The sequence below is a fragment of the Erythrobacter sp. JB1-15 genome, from assembly GCF_057365035.1.
In genome coordinates this window covers 314757-332160 of sequence record NZ_CP200295.1, presented here as the reverse complement: position 1 = coordinate 332160, position 17404 = coordinate 314757, and the positions used below count along the sequence as shown (strand labels likewise).

At 56.2% G+C, this 17404-nt stretch carries 15 protein-coding genes; 11 read left to right on the top strand and 4 right to left on the bottom strand.

Annotated elements, in window-relative coordinates:
* The first annotated feature begins 54 nt into the window (after positions 1 to 54).
* The 4 genes from AC0V6L_RS01705 to AC0V6L_RS01690 all read left to right on the top strand — a co-directional run bounded on the left by AC0V6L_RS01705 (position 55) and on the right by AC0V6L_RS01690 (position 3554).
* Positions 55 to 1059, top strand: a complete 1005-nt coding sequence (locus AC0V6L_RS01705) for a hypothetical protein (protein WP_486152558.1) — start codon at positions 55 to 57, stop codon at positions 1057 to 1059.
* 112 nt (positions 1060 to 1171) lie between these two features.
* Entirely contained in the window at positions 1172 to 2275 is a 1104-nt protein-coding gene (locus tag AC0V6L_RS01700; RefSeq protein ID WP_486152556.1) for a hypothetical protein, read from the top strand.
* Positions 2272 to 2718, top strand: a complete 447-nt coding sequence (locus tag AC0V6L_RS01695) for a hypothetical protein (protein ID WP_486152554.1) — start codon at positions 2272 to 2274, stop codon at positions 2716 to 2718. Before AC0V6L_RS01700 ends, AC0V6L_RS01695 begins: the two co-directional genes overlap by 4 nt.
* A gap of 23 nt (positions 2719 to 2741) precedes the next feature.
* Positions 2742 to 3554 carry a PAN domain-containing protein gene (locus AC0V6L_RS01690; protein WP_486152552.1) on the top strand — a complete coding sequence of 271 codons (813 nt, stop codon included), beginning with the start codon at positions 2742 to 2744 and terminating at the stop codon, positions 3552 to 3554.
* A gap of 291 nt (positions 3555 to 3845) precedes the next feature.
* Here the strand turns inward: AC0V6L_RS01690 and AC0V6L_RS01685 are convergent, their stop codons facing one another.
* Positions 3846 to 5699 carry an AAA family ATPase gene (locus AC0V6L_RS01685; RefSeq protein ID WP_486152550.1) on the bottom strand — a complete coding sequence of 618 codons (1854 nt, stop codon included), beginning with the start codon at positions 5697 to 5699 and terminating at the stop codon, positions 3846 to 3848.
* A gap of 367 nt (positions 5700 to 6066) precedes the next feature.
* Complete coding sequence (gene rtcR / locus AC0V6L_RS01680) at positions 6067 to 7659, bottom strand: RNA repair transcriptional activator RtcR (RefSeq protein ID WP_486152548.1); 1593 nt, start codon at positions 7657 to 7659, stop codon at positions 6067 to 6069.
* 284 nt (positions 7660 to 7943) lie between these two features.
* Between rtcR and AC0V6L_RS01675 the strand changes: the two genes are divergently transcribed.
* From AC0V6L_RS01675 to rtcA, 3 genes are read left to right on the top strand one after another with little or no spacing between them, the layout of a single operon-like run.
* The gene (locus AC0V6L_RS01675; protein ID WP_486152546.1) at positions 7944 to 9164 is read left to right on the top strand and encodes an RtcB family protein; all 1221 of its coding nucleotides are present in this window, start codon (positions 7944 to 7946) and stop codon (positions 9162 to 9164) included.
* A 40-nt stretch (positions 9165 to 9204) separates the two neighbouring features.
* Positions 9205 to 9453, top strand: coding sequence for a CPCC family cysteine-rich protein (locus AC0V6L_RS01670; protein WP_486155032.1), 249 nt, complete (start codon positions 9205 to 9207; stop codon positions 9451 to 9453).
* Positions 9450 to 10469, top strand: a complete 1020-nt coding sequence (gene rtcA / locus AC0V6L_RS01665) for an RNA 3'-terminal phosphate cyclase (protein WP_486152544.1) — start codon at positions 9450 to 9452, stop codon at positions 10467 to 10469. Before AC0V6L_RS01670 ends, rtcA begins: the two co-directional genes overlap by 4 nt.
* Positions 10470 to 10594: 125 nt before the next feature.
* On the opposite strand, the gene AC0V6L_RS01660 is transcribed toward rtcA, so the two are convergent.
* Positions 10595 to 11542: a formylglycine-generating enzyme family protein gene (locus AC0V6L_RS01660; RefSeq protein WP_486152542.1), complete on the bottom strand. Its 948-nt coding sequence runs from the start codon at positions 11540 to 11542 to the stop codon at positions 10595 to 10597.
* Positions 11543 to 11611: 69 nt separating this feature from the next.
* Positions 11612 to 12340 carry a Crp/Fnr family transcriptional regulator gene (locus AC0V6L_RS01655; protein WP_486152540.1) on the bottom strand — a complete coding sequence of 243 codons (729 nt, stop codon included), beginning with the start codon at positions 12338 to 12340 and terminating at the stop codon, positions 11612 to 11614.
* Between the two features lie 80 nt (positions 12341 to 12420).
* On the opposite strand from AC0V6L_RS01655, the gene AC0V6L_RS01650 reads away from it, so the two are divergent.
* The 4 genes from AC0V6L_RS01650 to AC0V6L_RS01635 all read left to right on the top strand — a co-directional run bounded on the left by AC0V6L_RS01650 (position 12421) and on the right by AC0V6L_RS01635 (position 17330).
* Positions 12421 to 14169 carry an arylsulfatase gene (locus AC0V6L_RS01650; protein ID WP_486152538.1) on the top strand — a complete coding sequence of 583 codons (1749 nt, stop codon included), beginning with the start codon at positions 12421 to 12423 and terminating at the stop codon, positions 14167 to 14169.
* Positions 14132 to 15289: a glutathione S-transferase N-terminal domain-containing protein gene (locus tag AC0V6L_RS01645; RefSeq protein WP_486152536.1), complete on the top strand. Its 1158-nt coding sequence runs from the start codon at positions 14132 to 14134 to the stop codon at positions 15287 to 15289. Before AC0V6L_RS01650 ends, AC0V6L_RS01645 begins: the two co-directional genes overlap by 38 nt.
* A gap of 30 nt (positions 15290 to 15319) precedes the next feature.
* Entirely contained in the window at positions 15320 to 16495 is a 1176-nt protein-coding gene (locus AC0V6L_RS01640; RefSeq protein WP_486152534.1) for a glutathione S-transferase C-terminal domain-containing protein, read from the top strand.
* A 448-nt stretch (positions 16496 to 16943) separates the two neighbouring features.
* Positions 16944 to 17330: a response regulator transcription factor gene (locus AC0V6L_RS01635; RefSeq protein ID WP_486152532.1), complete on the top strand. Its 387-nt coding sequence runs from the start codon at positions 16944 to 16946 to the stop codon at positions 17328 to 17330.
* Positions 17331 to 17404: the final 74 nt, after the last annotated feature.

Here is a 17404-nt window from a genome sequence, read left to right as displayed (position 1 = left end):
TGTCCATGATGAGACGAGGCATTTTGCCTCCGGATATTTGCGGGAGAGAAACGCGTGAAACACAGATTGATGAAAACGGCGCGAGTGGCAGCGTTTGCCGGTATTCTAATGTCGACCACTAGCATAGCTCATGCCAATTGGACGGGCACATGGGATAGCCAGCACGGCGAACTTCGCCTCGTCCAGGAAGGCGAGCGGGTTTACGGCGATTACGCCAATCGCGGCTATTTCGAAGGGCGCGTTTCGCAGGATGGCAACCGGCTTCGCGGAACGTTCCAATATAACAGCCGCCGAAGCCGCAGCGGCTATATCGAATTTATCCGAAATGGGGACAGTTTTACCGGCGGATGGAGCTGGGCGAAGGACGGCCCGGTATCCCACATGCTCGGAAACTGGAGCGGTAGTTTCAAAAACGGCGATTATCCTGCACTTGTCTATGCCGTGGGGAAAAGCGAATATTGGGCCGATTTCTGGCGCGGCTCCAATATGGGTCTCGCTTGGGTCAATGATGGTGTGTTTCAAACGCAGCAGCCAATCTTTGCCGGCCAGAACGCGCCTTACGATCCCGGCACGGGCATTCAGGGTGATGAATGGACCGGCACGTTCGACACCAATTATGGCGAGCTGCGTCTGATCCAGAACGGTAGGCGCGTGTTCGGCGAATATGCCAAGCGCGGATATTTCGAAGGCTGCGTGCATGATGGCGGCGCTACCTTGCGCGCGACATTCCAATATTTCAGCCCGCGCCGCAATCACGGCTTTATCGAATTTCGCACTGACGGGGACGGTTTCGAGGGGACGTGGACCTGGACCAAGAACGGCGTCCCTTCAACTGCCAGCAAGATCAACTGGCGCGGCGCCCGCACCAACCCCGAAGTGCGCGAGGATGTCTATGTTCGCGCCAATGAAATGGGCTTTGCCGACATGTGGAGCACCATCGACGACAGCCAGCGCCGCTGGGTTCTAGGCAGCGATTACTACGACAGCTGCGACCCGCCTGAGGTCGATTACGAGGGCAATGAAGAGTTCCCCGGCGAAATGCTCGACCCGGCAGGTTGAGCACGCCCAGCGCACTCGCGCCGCACCCACAGCACCCAAACACTAAACCGGAGATCATCCGATGACACTTGCACGCACGATAATGAAAACTGCCGCGATTGGCGCGGCCTTGATGACCAGCACCAGCGCCTTTGCCCAATGGCAGGGCACATGGGATACCAAGTACGGCGACGTAAGGCTGCATCAGACCGGTCAGCATGTTTACGGCGATTATGGGACATGGGGCACAATTGAAGGTCTGGTGAGCCAGGACCGGCGCACAATTCGCGGAGTTTACCGGCGCAATGACGACGGCTCATCGGGCTATTTCGAATGGAGACTGGTAAGCACCCAAGGCTTTTCTGGCCATTGGGCCAGCGCTCAGCGGGCGCTCCCGCGTTGGAATGGCGGCGGAACCAAATGGACCGGTACCCGCAGGCGCAGTGCCAAGCCAAGCCTGTCGGTCTATCGCGGCAACGGGAATATCGGCGATTTCTTCGGGCGTCAGGAGGTGAAATACATCAATTGGGCGAGTGCAGATTGGGCGCGTGCAGCATCATCGGCATCTGCTCCGCCAAGAACAGCTTCGGCGGGGCAATCGACAGCAGCTGCACCGGCTGAACCGAAAATCAATCCGCTCGCGAGACGGTTTCCAAAACTCAAAGACTACAGCGCAGAATTCAAGCCAAGCTTCTTCGAGATATCGCTGAAAGAGATGACAGGTCTTGGGACCGAACAAAGACCGGAATTCTACGGTTTGATCGGCATCTACGCTTATTGCGAAAGCGCTTCAGGATCGCGGGCGCTCCGGCCATTCGGAAACCTCAAAGCCCGCGTGTTTGATCTACCTCGGAATAACCCGGCTCGTGTACGATCCGGCAATGTTTACTATTTTGGTGAAAGCACAGTCCGCAAATTTCCAGTCGATGCAGCATGCCTGAGGGAACCGAATGCTAGACTCAAAATCCAACTTCAGACGAATTTGAAAGAAAAAGAGATTGGTGGCGGAGCAGCTGATGAGATTTATGGGTATCGCTCACTCGCGTTCTATCTTGATCGGATACCCTCATCTGATCAGCCATCGAATCAGGTGGTTGTTACCGAAGCAGACACCATAATACTGCAGAACACCTATGGGCGAAGTGCGAAATTCTTTGCCAGCTTGAGAGATCCGCAGGGCCCGAAGAATCGCGCCTTTGGATTAAGCATCGAGGGCACCGTGGAGTTTACCCGATGAGCCCGCGCTTCATGGCAGCTACCGCGCTGCTCGTCACTCTCTCCGCTTGCGGTGGGTCTGAACCCTCTGCAGACGATTTCGTCAATGACGCCTCTGATATGGCGGCTGGCATAGAAGCCGCGTCCGAAGAGCTTTCTGCCGAAATGCAAGCTGCTGCTGAACGAACCGGCGATATGCCGTGCGAGTTGCCCCAGATGCCCGATGCCAGCGCTGCGCAGCCTATGGCTGGCGAAGGCAAAACTTTCACCACTGGCCAAACGACCGCAGTCGCCGCTGCATTCTACATCGCAGCAGCTGAGGCTCGCGGTGGCAGTGCCGCCGCTTCAGGCCCGGCAGGCTTTGCTGAAATCCAGCTAATTCTCGGCGATGCAGGCAACTGCACCGTGTTCGCGCAAGCGCAGATGAGCGGCGGCACCAACATCCAAATCACGAAGCAACAATAATTACCCTCAAAAAGGAGGACGCCATGCGTAAACTTGTACTCATTTGCCTGAGCCTGATCGGCCTTGGCCTGGGCGGCGCGGTTGTCGCGCAAACCATTGGCAGCGTATCAAATGGTTATATCGAAGAAGGCGATTTATACCGGCCAGGCAATCTCATCAAAACCATCACGATGAGCAACCGCGGCCAGGACGAAACAACGTGCCGTAAGGCGTGCGATGGCGACAGCAATTGCAAAGCCTATAGCTACGTTCAAGAAGCGTCTAATCGCAAACCGTTATGCTACTTGCGGCTAGCGGCAATACCTGTGCAGGCGCGGCGCAATCACGGTTATGCCAATGTTGTCTCGGGCACAAAGGTCAGTTTTCTGCGTGATGAACTCGGTATCAATAGTTATCCCGGTCGAACGATAGATGGCGCTGTTGAGAAAGGCTCCTTCAAGATCACAAACGAAGATCCGATGGCCTGTGTTGACGCGTGTTGGCGCGATGGGACGTGTTCGAGCTTTACTTACAAGCCTGCTACCCGGTTTCCCAAATCCGCTCCGGCGCAATGCACACTGCATACAAAGGATGGGAGTTTGAGCACGAAGACGGTGCCGGGCATCCTCTCTGGCAGCAAAAGAAGGATGAGCGTGCCACGGGCATCACGGTTACCAAACCGGTCAAACACGGTGCCAAAGCCGCGTGCGACGTTTGAGCCGCGCCCCAAGCCTGTGATCGAGCGGCCAAAAGGTCAGACAATCACCATTCCAGATGATAATGCCAATGGTGGCTCACTGTCGGACGATGATGATGCACAGTTCCCCGGCGAAATGCTTTCGCCTGATGATCAATAGGCAGAGGAGGGCGATGATGACGAGCAATTTTCCCGGGAAATATTGCAACCTGAACAACGCTTTGGCCTTTAGACAGGTTTGACCAGAAAGTGCGAGGCGCAAGCTGCGTCCCTTTGCGGGTTTAGTTCTCAAGCCATTGAGGATGGCTCAGCTACCTCACAACGCTGTGCCGTGTCAGGTCACTGACCATGTCGCCAATAGATTGTGCAACAGCGGGCGTACCGCTGTTGGCCCAAAAGTTGAGCTGTGCAAAGCCGATCAGAGCTAGCATAAGTTCGACCGAGAAGGAGATCAAAACCCAATCCGCCGGTTTGAGTCGGGCTTGTGCTTTGCTTCAAGTTCTAGCCGTGCGACGAGATCAGCGGGCGTAAGGTTCCTTTCATAACGCGCCTGTTTTGCCACCAGCGCGAGATCACCCGGCGTCAGATTGGTAAGTGATTGCAGTGATGCAGGCGGAGCGACGCCGAAGAACCGCACAAACGCTGCGTCCAACCGTTGACCGGTTAGCGGCTTCAAAACCAGCTTGAACACAAAGCGGCGTGCTGTTGCCGGGTCGAGATTACGGGCAAAGTTGGTCGCGGCGATCACCGGCAAGGGATGCCGATCGAGCCATGTCAGCAGCTCGTTGACCTGACTGACCTCCCATGTCGCCTTCGCGTTCGAGCGGTCGAACAGCAGCGAGTCCACCTCATCGAGCAGCAGCACGCTGTCTTTCGCCCGCGCATCAGCGAACATATCGGCGATCCGCGCTTCGGTCTCGCCGACCCATTTTGACAACAGATCGGACGTGCGCCGCACCATCAGCGGGCGATCCATCGCGCGCGCAAAGTGGTGCGCGAGCGCGGTCTTGCCCGTGCCCGGCGGTCCTGTCAGCAACAGCGAGACATCCGCATGCCCGCTTGCTGAAACCTTTTCGACAAGGTCGGCCACTGGCTGATCACACTCATACAGGTTGAGGTCGATCTCGCCTGGCCCATCGAGTGGCAGCTCGGTTCCACGCATCGCTTTGGCGAGCGAACGAGCCGCAACAATGCCGCCGGTCGGATCGTTGGCCAGACGCGCCGCACGCGCCGACACGCGCAACACCGCTGCGGTCTCCGGCGCGCTTTCGATAAGGCTGTGCCATTCAGACCCCGGTGCAACGCCTTCCTCAGCTCCCACCCGCTCGAGCATTTGCATCGCAACACTGCGCGAAGGGAGATCAAGCTTCAGCACATAACTCATGCGGCGCAGGATCGCCGGATCGACATTACCGATTGCGTTGGTGGTCCAGATCACGGGCACACGGTTCGTTTCGACCAAGCGGTTGACGAAGACCTTGCTGCCTTCGCGCCCGCGCATCCAATCGCCGGCGGCCGGCTGTGTATCGCCGATGAAGTCTTCCATCTCGTCAAACAGCAGCACATCATTGGTGCTGCTGGAGAGCAGGTGCTGACCCATCTGTAACGCGCTGATGCGGTCACGACGGTCCGGCTCTTCACCATCGTCGAGCACTTCGCCCACAGCATAAAGTTGCGCATGCGCGGCCTTGGTCAGAGCGCGCGCGAATTCGGTCTTACCCGTCCCCGGCGGCCCGTGGATCAGGATGTTGACCCCCTCCGCGTTCTCACGCAGCGCGCCCATCAGCAGGCGCAACAGAAAGTCTGCATCCTCGACATGCGCAAAGGCATCGAAGGGAAGCGGCGCTGGCTGGCAAGGGCCGACCATCAGATCAAGGATCGCCTCGGCGGTTTCAGGCTGTCGGTCGAGCACGCGCTCGAACGTCCAGCGGAGCGACATTTCAACCTTGCCCTGAAAATTCGCGCTAAACTGCACAAAGCCCTGACGCACGAGCAAATGCTGGCGCACCATGCTTTCAGCGCGTGCAGGATCAAGTCCCGCGACCTCGCCGATCAGCACAGGCAGGGGGCGCCCGCGATCAGCCAATATCTCGCCAAGTTCGGCGACGCGCGGCACCCGGTCAAACGCCAGAAACGCGGACAGGATTGCCGTGTCGGCGTCATCCAGATCCAGCAGACGCGCGAGCTCATGCCCGAATGCGAGCACTCCATGCGCCGGATTGGTCCGCGTCGGATCTCCCCGCAGCGCGCTTTTGAAACTGGTCCAGGTGAGCGCGTTGGCTTTACTCGGAGAAAGTCCGAACAACCACGCTGCGTGCTTACGACCATAGCCGAGCACGTCCTTTGCCAGCGGATGTGATGCGAGTAGGCCTCGCGAAGTCCGGAGCAGCATGCTCCGCACAATTTCAAATTCGGTAGTCATATAATTCGCCTGCAAACCGCAAAGGCCATGCCGCACGGGCATGCCTTTCGGCATTCATGTTCTCTAATGTCAGGGATGCTGCGCGCGTCAGGCCCGGCCCGTCGCGCAGCGTGAGAACACGTCTAGGCGAAGGGCTGGAACGCGGCGCCGCAAGCGCCCGATCTACAATTCTGTTCCAGCAACGGTTTTCTCCAAAATGCTCCCGACACGAAGCCGGGAGGCGCGCTGTTAGACACGACTTTCCTCAACGTCAAGCGCTCACGCCCGCCCAATCAAGCCCGAACTTGGCCAGATATTTGCGCAGGCGGTCGGCGTCATTGGTGGATTTGCGCTTTGCGCGCGACTGGGCAAACAGGATGCGTCCTGCTTCGGACAGGCTGCGCGCGGTGCGGCAGATTTCGATCACGAATTCCAGCTGCACACGGTCAAACGGATCGATCTGAGCCATGGCGCGTTCGTCCATGATTTGAGTTAGTGCCAGTGATGCGGGAGTGGTTGTGCGGCCACCCCATAAAGAGCGCAGACGGTCCTGTTCCAGCGCCACCGCATTCCGATCAATCCGGCCGCTCGGGCACAAGGTTGCCATGCGAGTAACGCTGGCGGCGAGGTCGCGGAAGTTGCCCTCCCACGCAGCATCGGGTCCTTCGGCAAAGGACAGGAAGGCTGCGCGCGCTTCGGCGTTAAAGGTGACGCGTTCACCCTCGGTTTGGGCAAATCGGTCCAGCTCGTAGTCAAGATTGGGCGCGATATCCTCGCGCCGCTGAGCCAAACCGGGCAGGGCAAAGGTCCACAGGTTAAGCCGTGCGAACAGGTCTTCGCGAAAACGTCCTTCGGCCACTTCGGTCACAAGGTTGCGGTTGGTCCCGGCGATCAGCTGAAACTCGCTCATTGCCTCGCGGTCAGCGCCTACGGGCAGGAAGCGCCCTTCCTCTATCGCGCGCAGGACCATGGCCTGTTCGTCCAGTCCAAGCTCGCCGATTTCGTCCAGGAACAGCACCCCGGTGTCCGCCGTTTTCAGCAGGCCCGCCCGTTCACTCGCCGCGCCAGTGAACGCGCCTCTCTTATGCCCGAACAGCGCGGACATGGCGCTGTCGCCTTTCAACGTGGCGCAGTTCACCTCCACAAACGGGCCCGTCACCTGATGGCGCAGTTTCTTCAGTTCGTAGATTTTGCGCGCCAGCTGGCTCTTGCCCGCACCCGTTGGCCCCATCAGCAGGATCGGCGCACGGCTGCGCATCGCGACCTGCTCGATCTCTTCGATCATGCGGTTGAAGGCTGGGTTACGGGTTTCGATCCCGCTCTTGAGGACATTCGCGCTTTCCGCGCTAGTTTCGGCAAAGCGGGTGGCGATGCTGTCATAGCGCGAAAGGTCGAGATCGATGGTCGCCCATGACCCAATCGGTTGTGGCGCGCCGCGTCGAGGCTGTGTCTGAAGCAGCTTGCCCGGCAGGAACCGCGCTTCAGTGAGCAGGAACAGGCAGATCTGCACCACATGGGTGCCGGTCGTGATGTGGATCAAATAATCATTGTTATCAGGATCGAAGGGGTAACTCTGCGCGAAATCGAGCAGCTTTGTGTAGACCTCTTCGAAGTCCCATGGATCGTTGAAGCCCAGAACTCGCTCATCGACCTCTGTTTCGGGTGAGACATCTTGAATGTCGCCGATCACTTTATCGGCGAGGCGTTGGTGTGATTTGCCGTGGATGAGCACGAAGCGATCAACCCGCAGGTCTTCCTGCATGCAGATGCTGACCGTGGGTCGCCACTTGCTCCAACGCTCTGGACCCCATTTGGCGGCGTCGAGCGTGGACCCAAGAAATCCGATGACGGTGAGAGGCTTCATACAAGTCTTATAATTTGAGATAAGAAATTATACAACAAGCCATATATTTCCTACAGCCTTGACCAATTCACATCCCCCAAAGAGTGTATTTCATCAACTAACTCAGTATCTTGACTATATTTTCGGCTAACCTCCGGGTTTTGGCACAGCCCCTGCAAAACCTAATGCGCCGGGCATGTCGAACACCCGGCCAAGCAGCGGAACCGGGGTGGCTGGAATGGGCCAGCCACCCCAAAGGCTCTCGGACAGTGAGAGTACCGCGCTGGATAATTAGGATTGAGGCAATGGAACAGACTTACGAATTCACCCCCGTTGAAGGCGGAGCTCCGATCAAATCGTGGACGCGCGGCGTTCCGGTGGACGAGAAAGCCAAAGAGCAAATGGCAAAGGCGGCGAAGATGCCTTTCATCTTCAAGCATGTCGCCGCGATGCCAGATGTCCATGTCGGCATAGGCGCGACCGTTGGTTCGGTTATCCCGACCAAGGGCGCGGTGATCCCGGCAGCTGTGGGCGTCGATATCGGATGCGGCATGATGGCTGCGCGGACCTCGCTTATGGCGAGCGATCTGCCTGACAATCTTGCCGGTATCCGGTCAGCCATCGAAGCCGCCGTGCCGCATGGCCGGTCTGCCGGTCGGCGTAGGGACAAGGGTTCTTGGGGCGACCCGCCAGCGTCGGTGATAGACGCATGGGCCGGCTTGAAAGCGCGGTTCGATGCGCTGCGCGAACGCTATCCGCGGCTAAAGAACACCAACAACGTTCTTCATCTCGGTACGCTAGGCACGGGCAACCACTTCATTGAGCTTTGCCTTGATACCGAACAGCGGGTGTGGGTGATGCTCCACTCGGGGTCGCGGGGCGTGGGTAACGCGATTGGCCGCTTCTTCATCGAACTTGCGAAGAAGGACATGCGGCAATGGCACATCAACCTGCCTGATGAAGACCTCGCCTATTTCCCGGAAGGTACGCAGCATTTTGACGACTATGTCGAGGCTGTCGAATGGGCGCAGGACTTTGCCGCGCTTAACCGGCGGGTGATGATGACGCACACGCTTGATGCGTTGCGTTCACAGATCGCCAAGCCGTTCGAGGCTGAATGCGAAGCGGTGAACTGCCATCACAACTATGTGACGCGGGAGAACCACTTTGGCGAAAACGTGCTGATAACCCGGAAGGGCGCAGTGCGGGCGGCGAAAGGCACGCTCGGTATCATCCCGGGTTCGATGGGAGCGAAGAGCTTCATCGTGCGCGGGCTGGGCAATGCGGAGAGCTTCGATAGCTGTTCGCACGGCGCAGGTCGGGTGATGAGCCGGACCCAAGCAAAGAAGCTGGTATCGCTCGACGAGCATATCGCAGACACTGCCGGGGTTGAATGCCGCAAGGACGAAGGCGTGATTGATGAAACGCCTAAGGCCTATAAGCCGATCGAAAAGGTTATGGCCGCACAGGCCGACCTTGTCGAAATCGTGCATACGTTAAAGCAGGTGGTGTGCGTGAAGGGGTAACCCTCTTCATCGGGCATCACCTGCCATATAGGAGGTCGAAATCCAAAAGCTAAAATGCCCTTGCTGCGGTTATCTTACGCTATCTAGTCGCGCTGACTATGAAATCTGTCCAGTATGCTTCTGGGAAGACGATGGACAAGACGATGAGCATGCGGACGAAGTATGGGGCGGGCCCAATTATGACCTCAGTCTGAAACAAGCACGCGAAAACTTCGCCAGATACGGAGCAACAGAGCAGCGCTTCATCCAAAATGTGCGCCCGGCGACAGACGAAGAGAAAGACAAATGATCACTATCGACGGCTCAGAAGGTGAAGGCGGGGGTCAAGTGCTGCGTTATGCAGCGGCGCTCTCGCTCGTCACTGGCGAGCCATTCACCATTGAGAACATTCGTGGCGGGCGAACCAAGCCGGGCATGATGCGTCAGCATGTGACCGCCTTGGAGGCCGCCTGCGCAATTGGCGGGGCTGAGGCGAGCGGGCTGGCCGTTGGGTCGGATACCCTCACCTTCCGGCCCGGCAGCGTCACGCCGGGTGAATATCACTTTGCGGTTGGCACTGCGGGCAGCACGGGATTGGTGCTTCAGACCATTCTCGTGCCGCTGATGCTGGCGGACAAGCCTTCACGCGTAGTGATCGAAGGCGGGACGCATGCCATGGCTGCGCCTCCGTTTGAATTCATCGCGCATACTCTCCTGCCGGTTATTGCCAAGATGGGGCCGAGTATCACTGCGACGCTTGTGCGGCATGGGTTTTACCCGCGCGGCGGTGGGCGGATCGTGGTCGAGTTTGATCCGGCTCCGCTGGGGCCCATCGAGTGCATGGATCGTGGCAAGCCGGTCTCGCAAAAGGCCGAAGCTGTGGTCGCGGGTGTACACTATGACATCGCCGACCGTGAACTGTCAGCTATGAAGAAGGTATTGGCCGACTGGCCCGAAGGAGCCTTTGCCCCGCGCCAGCTTTCCGCTGATGAAGGGCCGGGTAACGCGCTGTTGATCGCGGCAGAATTCGAGCATGTGACCGAGGTCATGTCCGGCTTTGGTAAGATCGGCGTGCCCGCCGAAAAGATCGGCAAGACCACGGGAAAACGGATGGCTGGTTATCTGGCAAGCGGTGCCTTTGCAGGGCCCTACTTGCAGGACCAGCTGCTGTTGCCCTTTGCTCTTGCGCGGGATGGGTCGTTCACCACAGTCAAGATCAGCCAGCACACACGCACCGCTATTGATCTGATCGAGCTGTTCACAGGAACCTCCTTCCGGATCAGTCCTGGCGAAGGAAAAGCGCATCTTGTCGAAGTTGCTCGTTGATAGGCCGGTTTCAGACTGGAGCTGATTGACCGCTTTTCTAGGGGACCTTTCCAAGATCAGACAATCCACTATCGGCCCAGTTCAAGCCAACGTCTCATGACTGATTATGCAGGTGAAAGCGGGCATCAAAAGTAATGCCTTTTAGCTTTCTGGTGGTGGGGGCGCTTCGTGTCAACGATGCGAAAGCCGATATGATCAGTGCCTAGGTCGCGCTCCTGATACTGACGCGCTGCTGGTCTGTAGCGGGCGCAGTAGTTTTGTGCGCACAAGAACGAACCGCCTTTGATGACATTGCTTGGGCCATCGACGGCGGCAGAACGACTTGTCCATTCCCAGACATTTCCGATCATGTCATGCAGCCCAAAGGCATTGGCATCAAAACAACCAACCGGCGCTCTTGAGGTATATCCATCTTGACCCAAGTCACGCTCTGGAAAGACGCCTTGGTAGTAATTGGCATTGATTTTGCCAGACGTGTCTTTTGGCTCAGGCAACAGATCATTCCCAGCGCGCGCAGCGAATTCCCATTGCTCTTCATTGGGGAGTCTTGCTCCTGCCCAACGCGCATAGGCTAGGGCGTCGTCATAAGTGACTTGAACAACGGGATCATTTCCGCGACCTTCGATGTTGCTATCCGGGCCAATGGGCGCCTGCCACCAAGCTCCGGCAACCCAGGCCCACCAAAACCGATTTTCCGGTGTTGGCACGCGAAAGACTGCAGATCCCGGGACCGACATTTCCGGCGGTGCACCAGGCAACGAAGGAGGAGTACGTTCTGCCTGGGTCTTGTATCCAGTTTCCGCCACAAACTTTGCAAACTGGTTGTTGGTCACTTCCGTCTTGGACATCCAGAACCCGTCGACAGCCACCTCTCTTGGTGGACCCTCTTCAGGATAGAGTGGGTCTTCGCCCATGATGAAGGAGCCGCCTTCAATCCAGACCATCTCTTGCTCGGCGATACCATTGCAGCTTTGCGCGTGATCGAGTGCGACCTCTATAAGCTTAGAGGGAGCTTGCTCGTCAGAAGGGGAGCATCCGACGGTAATTAGGCTGATAACGGGTATCCATCGCATGGCGAGCGTCTTTCAGGTTTCTTGCGCATTGTCACGTTTCTCGTAGAAGCATGCGTGATCAGAGAATGATCACAATGGGAGCGAAGAGAGAGGATTTTCCTGCGTAAGGAACGCAGCGAGCTGTCCCATATCGAGGATTTGGATCTTGCCATATCCGGTCTGGATCAAATCCATTGTTGCCAGCTGGCCCAAAGCCTTGCCAACCGCGACGCGCGACACGCCCAACATGAAAGCGAGATCTTCCTGACGACATTCTACGATTGCATGCTTGGCACCATTTTCGACCTCAGAGTAAAGCAATCGGGCAACTTGCGCTGGCAAGGAATGCGAGCGCTGCATATCCATAAAGCTGACTAATTCATGCGTTCGCTCAACCGTCATTATGAGCAGTGCGCGCTCGATGGCGGGCTCTCTATCTAGAAAGTCAAGAAAGTCCTCTCTCTCGATATTGACTATTTCGGTTTCGCCGCTGGCCCAAAGACTGTGGGTGCGGGGTAAATCAAGGAATGTTGTGAACTCGCCAAATGTGTCTCCGACCCGCATTAATGAGGACGGAACAAGCGATCCATCTTTGCCCATATTGGCTGCAATCGCTTCGCCTGATTTCACCACCGAAATCCCGCGCCAGCCATCACCACGCTGCTGAATGAGCTCGCCATCGGTATAATTAAGAGACCTTCCAGTCGCAAAAAGAGTATCCAATGTCTCTTGCGGCAGAAGATCGAAAAGCGTCGTGGCTTGCCGGCGAAACGTTCTGAGCGTCATGAAATGTAACTTTTTAGCATTCTCTACCCTCATATGGGGCTAAGGGTCGCTGAAATGCAAGCGCAGACTACGAACGGTGCGCTTGATCTTTAGGCGCGAGAGAGAGGGCATTTATGCGATCATTCATTCAACTGGCCGGGGCGGCCTTAGCCTTGGTGTTTTCTCAGCTGTCATCGACCGCAATGGCCCAGCAACCGAATATCGTTGTAATCCTCGTCGATGACGCAGCGCTGATGGATTTCAGCGGCTTTGGCGGCGAAGCGCGAACGACGAACATTGACGCTCTGACTGCGACAGGCGTGCCTTTCTCGAACTATCACACGTCGCCAATGTGTGCCCCATCGCGGGCGATGCTGCTTACTGGCATCGACAGTCATAAGATCGGAATCGGCGCACTGCCTGAGATCATGAGCGACGAGCAGCGCTTATCGCCTGCCTATGGCCATAGCTTTCTTCCGGGCACACAGACGCTTGCAGGCCTCCTTAGAGCCGGCGGTTATCAGACCTTCATGGCGGGGAAATGGCACCTTGGCGAAGGGGAGGGTGATCTGCCCAATTCGCATGGGTTTGAGCGTTCGCTTGCGCTTGAGGCGTCTGGTGCAGACAATTATGAAGACAAGCATTTCATGCCGTTTTACCACGACGCGCCGTGGTTTGAGGATGGCAAGCCGATAACGCTGGAGGAGGATTTCTATTCCTCTGAGCTGCTCGTCGACCGCATTGTTGGTTATCTGAAGGATCGTGATCAGGCGAAGCCCTTCTTCGCCTATCTCCCCTTCCTAGCAATCCACATCCCTGTCCAGGCACCGCGCGCCTACACTGATCGCTATAAAGGTGTTTACAGCGATGGGTGGGACGTCCTTCGCAAGGTTCGGTTTGAGCGAGCTAAAGAGCTAGGCTTTATTCCCGAGGATGCAAAATTCCCCATGACCCCTGCCTCTTTGCGCAAATGGGATGAGCTTTCCGCTGAGGACCAAGCCCATTATGAGCGGCGGATGATGGTGAATGCCGGGATGCTTGAGGCGATGGATTTTCACATTGGCCGCCTCATCGCACACCTCAAATCAACCGGCGAGTTCGACAACACCATCTTCGTTGTCACCTCTGACAACGGCCCCGAATTTGGCGAACCCAATCTAAGCGAAGATTTCCAAAGTTGGATGGGACGCAATGGCTACAATGACGATTTCGAGACCCTGGGCGAAAAGCGCAGCAACTTTGGCATTGGCGCGGAATGGGCCAATGCTGCCTCGGGCCCCAGCCATTTATTCAAAACCTTCGCTAGCGAAGGAGGCACACGGGTTCCGCTCATCATTAGCGGCCCTGGAATTGCGCCACAGTCGTTTAATTCGGCGCGCTCATTTGTCCTCGATATCACGCCAACTCTAACCGAGCTCGCAGGCGTTGCGATGGGCAAAGTGGACGGACGCAGCCTTGTTCCTATCCTGAAAGGCGAGAAGGCCGAGGTGTATGGCGAAGAGGACGCCATCGGCCTTGAGGTCGCAGGCAATTCGGCGCTTTATAAGGGGCGCTACAAAATCACCCGCAACACGCTGCCTTTTGGCGATGCGACATGGCGTCTTTATGACCTTTCTTCAGACCCTACCGAAACTCAGGATTTGTCTGAGGAGATGCCAGAGCTGTTTGCTCAAATGCAGGCAGATTACGCCGAATACGCTGAGCGAAACGGGGTGATTGCCCTGCCTGATGACTTTGATGTGTACGAACAGCTGACGAAGAACGCAGAAGCGCGCGCGATCGGCAGGATTATGCCCTATGCCATTGGTGGCGGGCTTTTGATCCTTATTCTGGCAGGTACAGCGTTTGTGCTTTTTCGCCGTCGCCGCGCTCGTTCTGCCTAAATCTCACGCAGCTCGAAAATTAGGGCTCCGCATCATGTTCACAGTCTATGGTCTGAAAATTTCCTATTTCACAGGTAAGCTTGAAAGCTACCTCAAATACAAGGAAATTCCCTATAATTTTCGTGAGCTAACCGGCGCAGAGTTTGAGAAACTTCTCCCGGAAAAAACCGGCGCGATGCAGATGCCGGCCATAGAGCTCGAGGATGGGCGCTGGATGACCGATTCAACGCCGATAATCGATTGGTTCGAAGGGCAATATCCAGACCACAGCATCCTGCCCAAGGATCCCGTTCAAGCCTTCGTGTGCAAGCTCATCGAAGATTACGCCGATGAATGGCAGTGGCGCCCGGCGATGCATTATCGCTGGAGTTATCCGGAGAGCGCCAAATTGCTCTCGCGCCAGCTAGCGGAGACGATGGGGCGTGAAACGAAGGTCCCAACATGGCTGCTGCGCCAACGCATTGAAAAGCGCCAGCACACCAATTTTGTTGTCAATGACGGGGTCAATGATGTCACGCGGGGCCACGTTGAGCAGTCGTACTACCGCCTGCTTGGTTTTATCCGTGAGGTCGTCAAATCGCGTTCCTTTATCTTTGGTGCGCGACCGACCTTGGCCGATATCAGCCTGATGGGCCCACTGTTTCGCCACTATGCGATGGACCCCAAGCCAGCCGTCATCATGCGCGAGGATTGGCCTGATGTAATGGAGTGGGTGTACCGCGTCTGGAACGCCAGGGCCTCACAAATGAAGGGTGATTTGGTCGAGGGGATACCAGACGACGTCGCCCAATTCCTTACTGAAATCGGGCAAACCCATCTTGAGGCGCATTGTGCAAATGCCGAGGCGCGAAAACAGGGTCACAAAAAGCACGATCCTGTGATCCAAGGCGTCCAGTACCGGGATGTTCCAACAAGCCTATACCGCATGTGGTGTTTGGAAGAGCTCCAATCACACCGTGCTTCGCTCGACCCAGAGGCGCTCAAACAGGTGGATTACTTGATGAAGACGAACGGTGCGCTGGAGCCATTGCTGCGGTTGGAAGGGTTGTCCAGCGGTTACAACACCGGGGGCCATGCGCCGTTCGGGCGATCGGCCCCGGTTTATGAGACAATCGTATAGCGATTAGACCCAAATCAGCGATTTCGAAAAATGACATCCTTCACCCTATGGGATGTAATCGCCTCACCGTATCTGTTAAAAATACAAGCCCTACTCGATTACTCTGGGCGAAGTTGGGTGCGCTACCCCGCCCAAGCTTGGCGCCTGCCCGGCGCGTTCTTCCTGTGGAAGTTGGAGCGCGCGAAGAAGCGGAGAGAAGTGCAGCGCTACACTGGGCTAAATCCAGCGGCTGATGAATACCCCAGCGTGCCGTTTTACACGCTGGAGAGGCACACGTTCTATTACGATTCTAGCAGTCTGGCTGATCACCTAGACGCCCTTCCTGACCGCAAAACTTACTTGCTTATCCCAGACGATCCCACTTTGGCCTTCATCTGCAGGCTTATTGATGAGGCCTTTGATGAGTTTGGCCTTTACATGGTGCACCATAATCGCTGGGCCGTGTCGGCAACCACGAACATCATGGGCGCCATGACAGCGAAGGAGTTCGCAAGCGTTCTGCCGTCATCCGAGGCGAAGAAAATGGCCCGCCAACTGCCCAAAAGGCAGGTTCGACGGTGCCCCTATCTCTTTAGCGTTGCATACGATGGTTTCGATGCGGGAGTAGGGCAAGATCTAACGGTGCCCAGTAAAGAAGGCTTTCCCCCAACTCACGATCTCTTAAACACAGCGTGGCGCAGGTATCTTGCGGCTCTTGAGCGCATTTTGGCCGCCCAGCCGTTCTTGCTTGGAGACAGGTTCACACTCGCCGACGCGAGCGTTTACGGCCAGCTCAGCATGAATTTCGTCGATGGCATAGCTAATTGTCAGCTCGCCGAACTGGCGCCAATTACGCATCGTTGGCTCAAATCAATCGAACGTGGTGAACACAAGATTAGTAGAGGCAGTCTTTATCTCAGCGAGAATTTATCGGACTTGCTGGAGACAGTCAGCGAAACCTTCGTGTCACTCATGGTGCAAAACGAAGCAGCTTATGGGACTGAGCGAGGTCGAGGCGAAACCGTTTTTAATGAAAAAGCCTTTGATCAAGGGCGGAGCCTCTACACAGGTGTTTTGATGGGCCGTCCGTTTAGATCGGTGGTGAAAACCTTTCAGGTTCGCGTTTGGCAAGATCTCAAGATCCATTGGAAAGAGCTCCAAAAAGAAGAAAGGGAGAAGCTCGGAGCATATCTACCCCATTCTACTTTTGCTTCCTTAAGTGATTAGATCACACCGCGACTTCACTTTAGTCAACAATTCAAATCTAGATGCGGGATGAATGTCGACTCGACTGGCTTCCGATAGAGTTTGCGAACACTAGAAATGATGTGGCGAAGGGACAGAAATAAGCTGCTCCCTTTTGGGTGTGGTCTGAATGTCTGCTCTTCGAACTCGCCTGGCTAGGACCAGACATCCCGCTATCGGCCCACTTTGAGCCACGGGATTTTGGCAGGAATTGGGGGTGAAAGCGGAATTGGTGGCGTCCAGTCGGTTGCACTTTTTCAGCAAGCCCTTCCAATTCTTCTACTCGTATTGTCACCAGTATTAGGACGTTCGGGTTCGGAAGATTTTCGCCGCCATCACAGCTACAAAAGGAAGCAGTGCCCTAGCTATTGGACGCCAATTTTGTAGTCTTGTGAGTATGGTGCGCATCATACTCTTGTTTGGCTCCACATTGACCGGCCTCGCCTTCGCCTTGACGTGGTGGGAACATAAATTCTGGATTCGAGATATTAGCTGGCAAATTTATGGAGTTGTGGTCGCGGGTGTCTTTGCGTCGCTTGGGATTTGGGTTGAACGCCAAAGAAGCAAAGCCAAACCAGAATTGTTGAATGGCCGAAACGAAAAGGCCATCAAGGCCCTAGGCCTAACATCTCGCGAGGTGGAAGTGCTTGAATGCTTGCGCCTCGGTGAGAGCAACAAGCATATTGCACGTTCCTTGGATATTTCACCCAATACCGTCAAAACGCATTTGCAGAGCCTTTATACAAAGTTGGGTGCGACCAATCGAACACAGGCGGTAAACCGCGCTGCGGAATTGTCGATTTTCACGATCGTCTAAAGGGGTGAAAGATCGCAGATCACCCGTTTGGATGAGTGACAGTGGAGACGAAAAGGTTAGCTTCATCAAATCCA

What these genes read in the sequence shown, in the direction of transcription:
- AC0V6L_RS01700 (WP_486152556.1), top strand. Translation starts at nt 1,172, where the DNA reads ATGACCAGCACCAGCGCCTTTGCCCAATGGCAGGGCACATGGGATACC.
- AC0V6L_RS01695 (WP_486152554.1), top strand. Translation starts at nt 2,272, where the DNA reads ATGAGCCCGCGCTTCATGGCAGCTACCGCGCTGCTCGTCACTCTCTCC.
- AC0V6L_RS01690 (WP_486152552.1), top strand. Translation starts at nt 2,742, where the DNA reads ATGCGTAAACTTGTACTCATTTGCCTGAGCCTGATCGGCCTTGGCCTG.
- rtcR (WP_486152548.1), bottom strand. Translation starts at nt 7,659, where the DNA reads ATGAAGCCTCTCACCGTCATCGGATTTCTTGGGTCCACGCTCGACGCC.
- AC0V6L_RS01675 (WP_486152546.1), top strand. Translation starts at nt 7,944, where the DNA reads ATGGAACAGACTTACGAATTCACCCCCGTTGAAGGCGGAGCTCCGATC.
- rtcA (WP_486152544.1), top strand. Translation starts at nt 9,450, where the DNA reads ATGATCACTATCGACGGCTCAGAAGGTGAAGGCGGGGGTCAAGTGCTG.
- AC0V6L_RS01660 (WP_486152542.1), bottom strand. Translation starts at nt 11,542, where the DNA reads ATGCGATGGATACCCGTTATCAGCCTAATTACCGTCGGATGCTCCCCT.
- AC0V6L_RS01655 (WP_486152540.1), bottom strand. Translation starts at nt 12,340, where the DNA reads ATGAGGGTAGAGAATGCTAAAAAGTTACATTTCATGACGCTCAGAACG.
- AC0V6L_RS01650 (WP_486152538.1), top strand. Translation starts at nt 12,421, where the DNA reads ATGCGATCATTCATTCAACTGGCCGGGGCGGCCTTAGCCTTGGTGTTT.
- AC0V6L_RS01640 (WP_486152534.1), top strand. Translation starts at nt 15,320, where the DNA reads ATGACATCCTTCACCCTATGGGATGTAATCGCCTCACCGTATCTGTTA.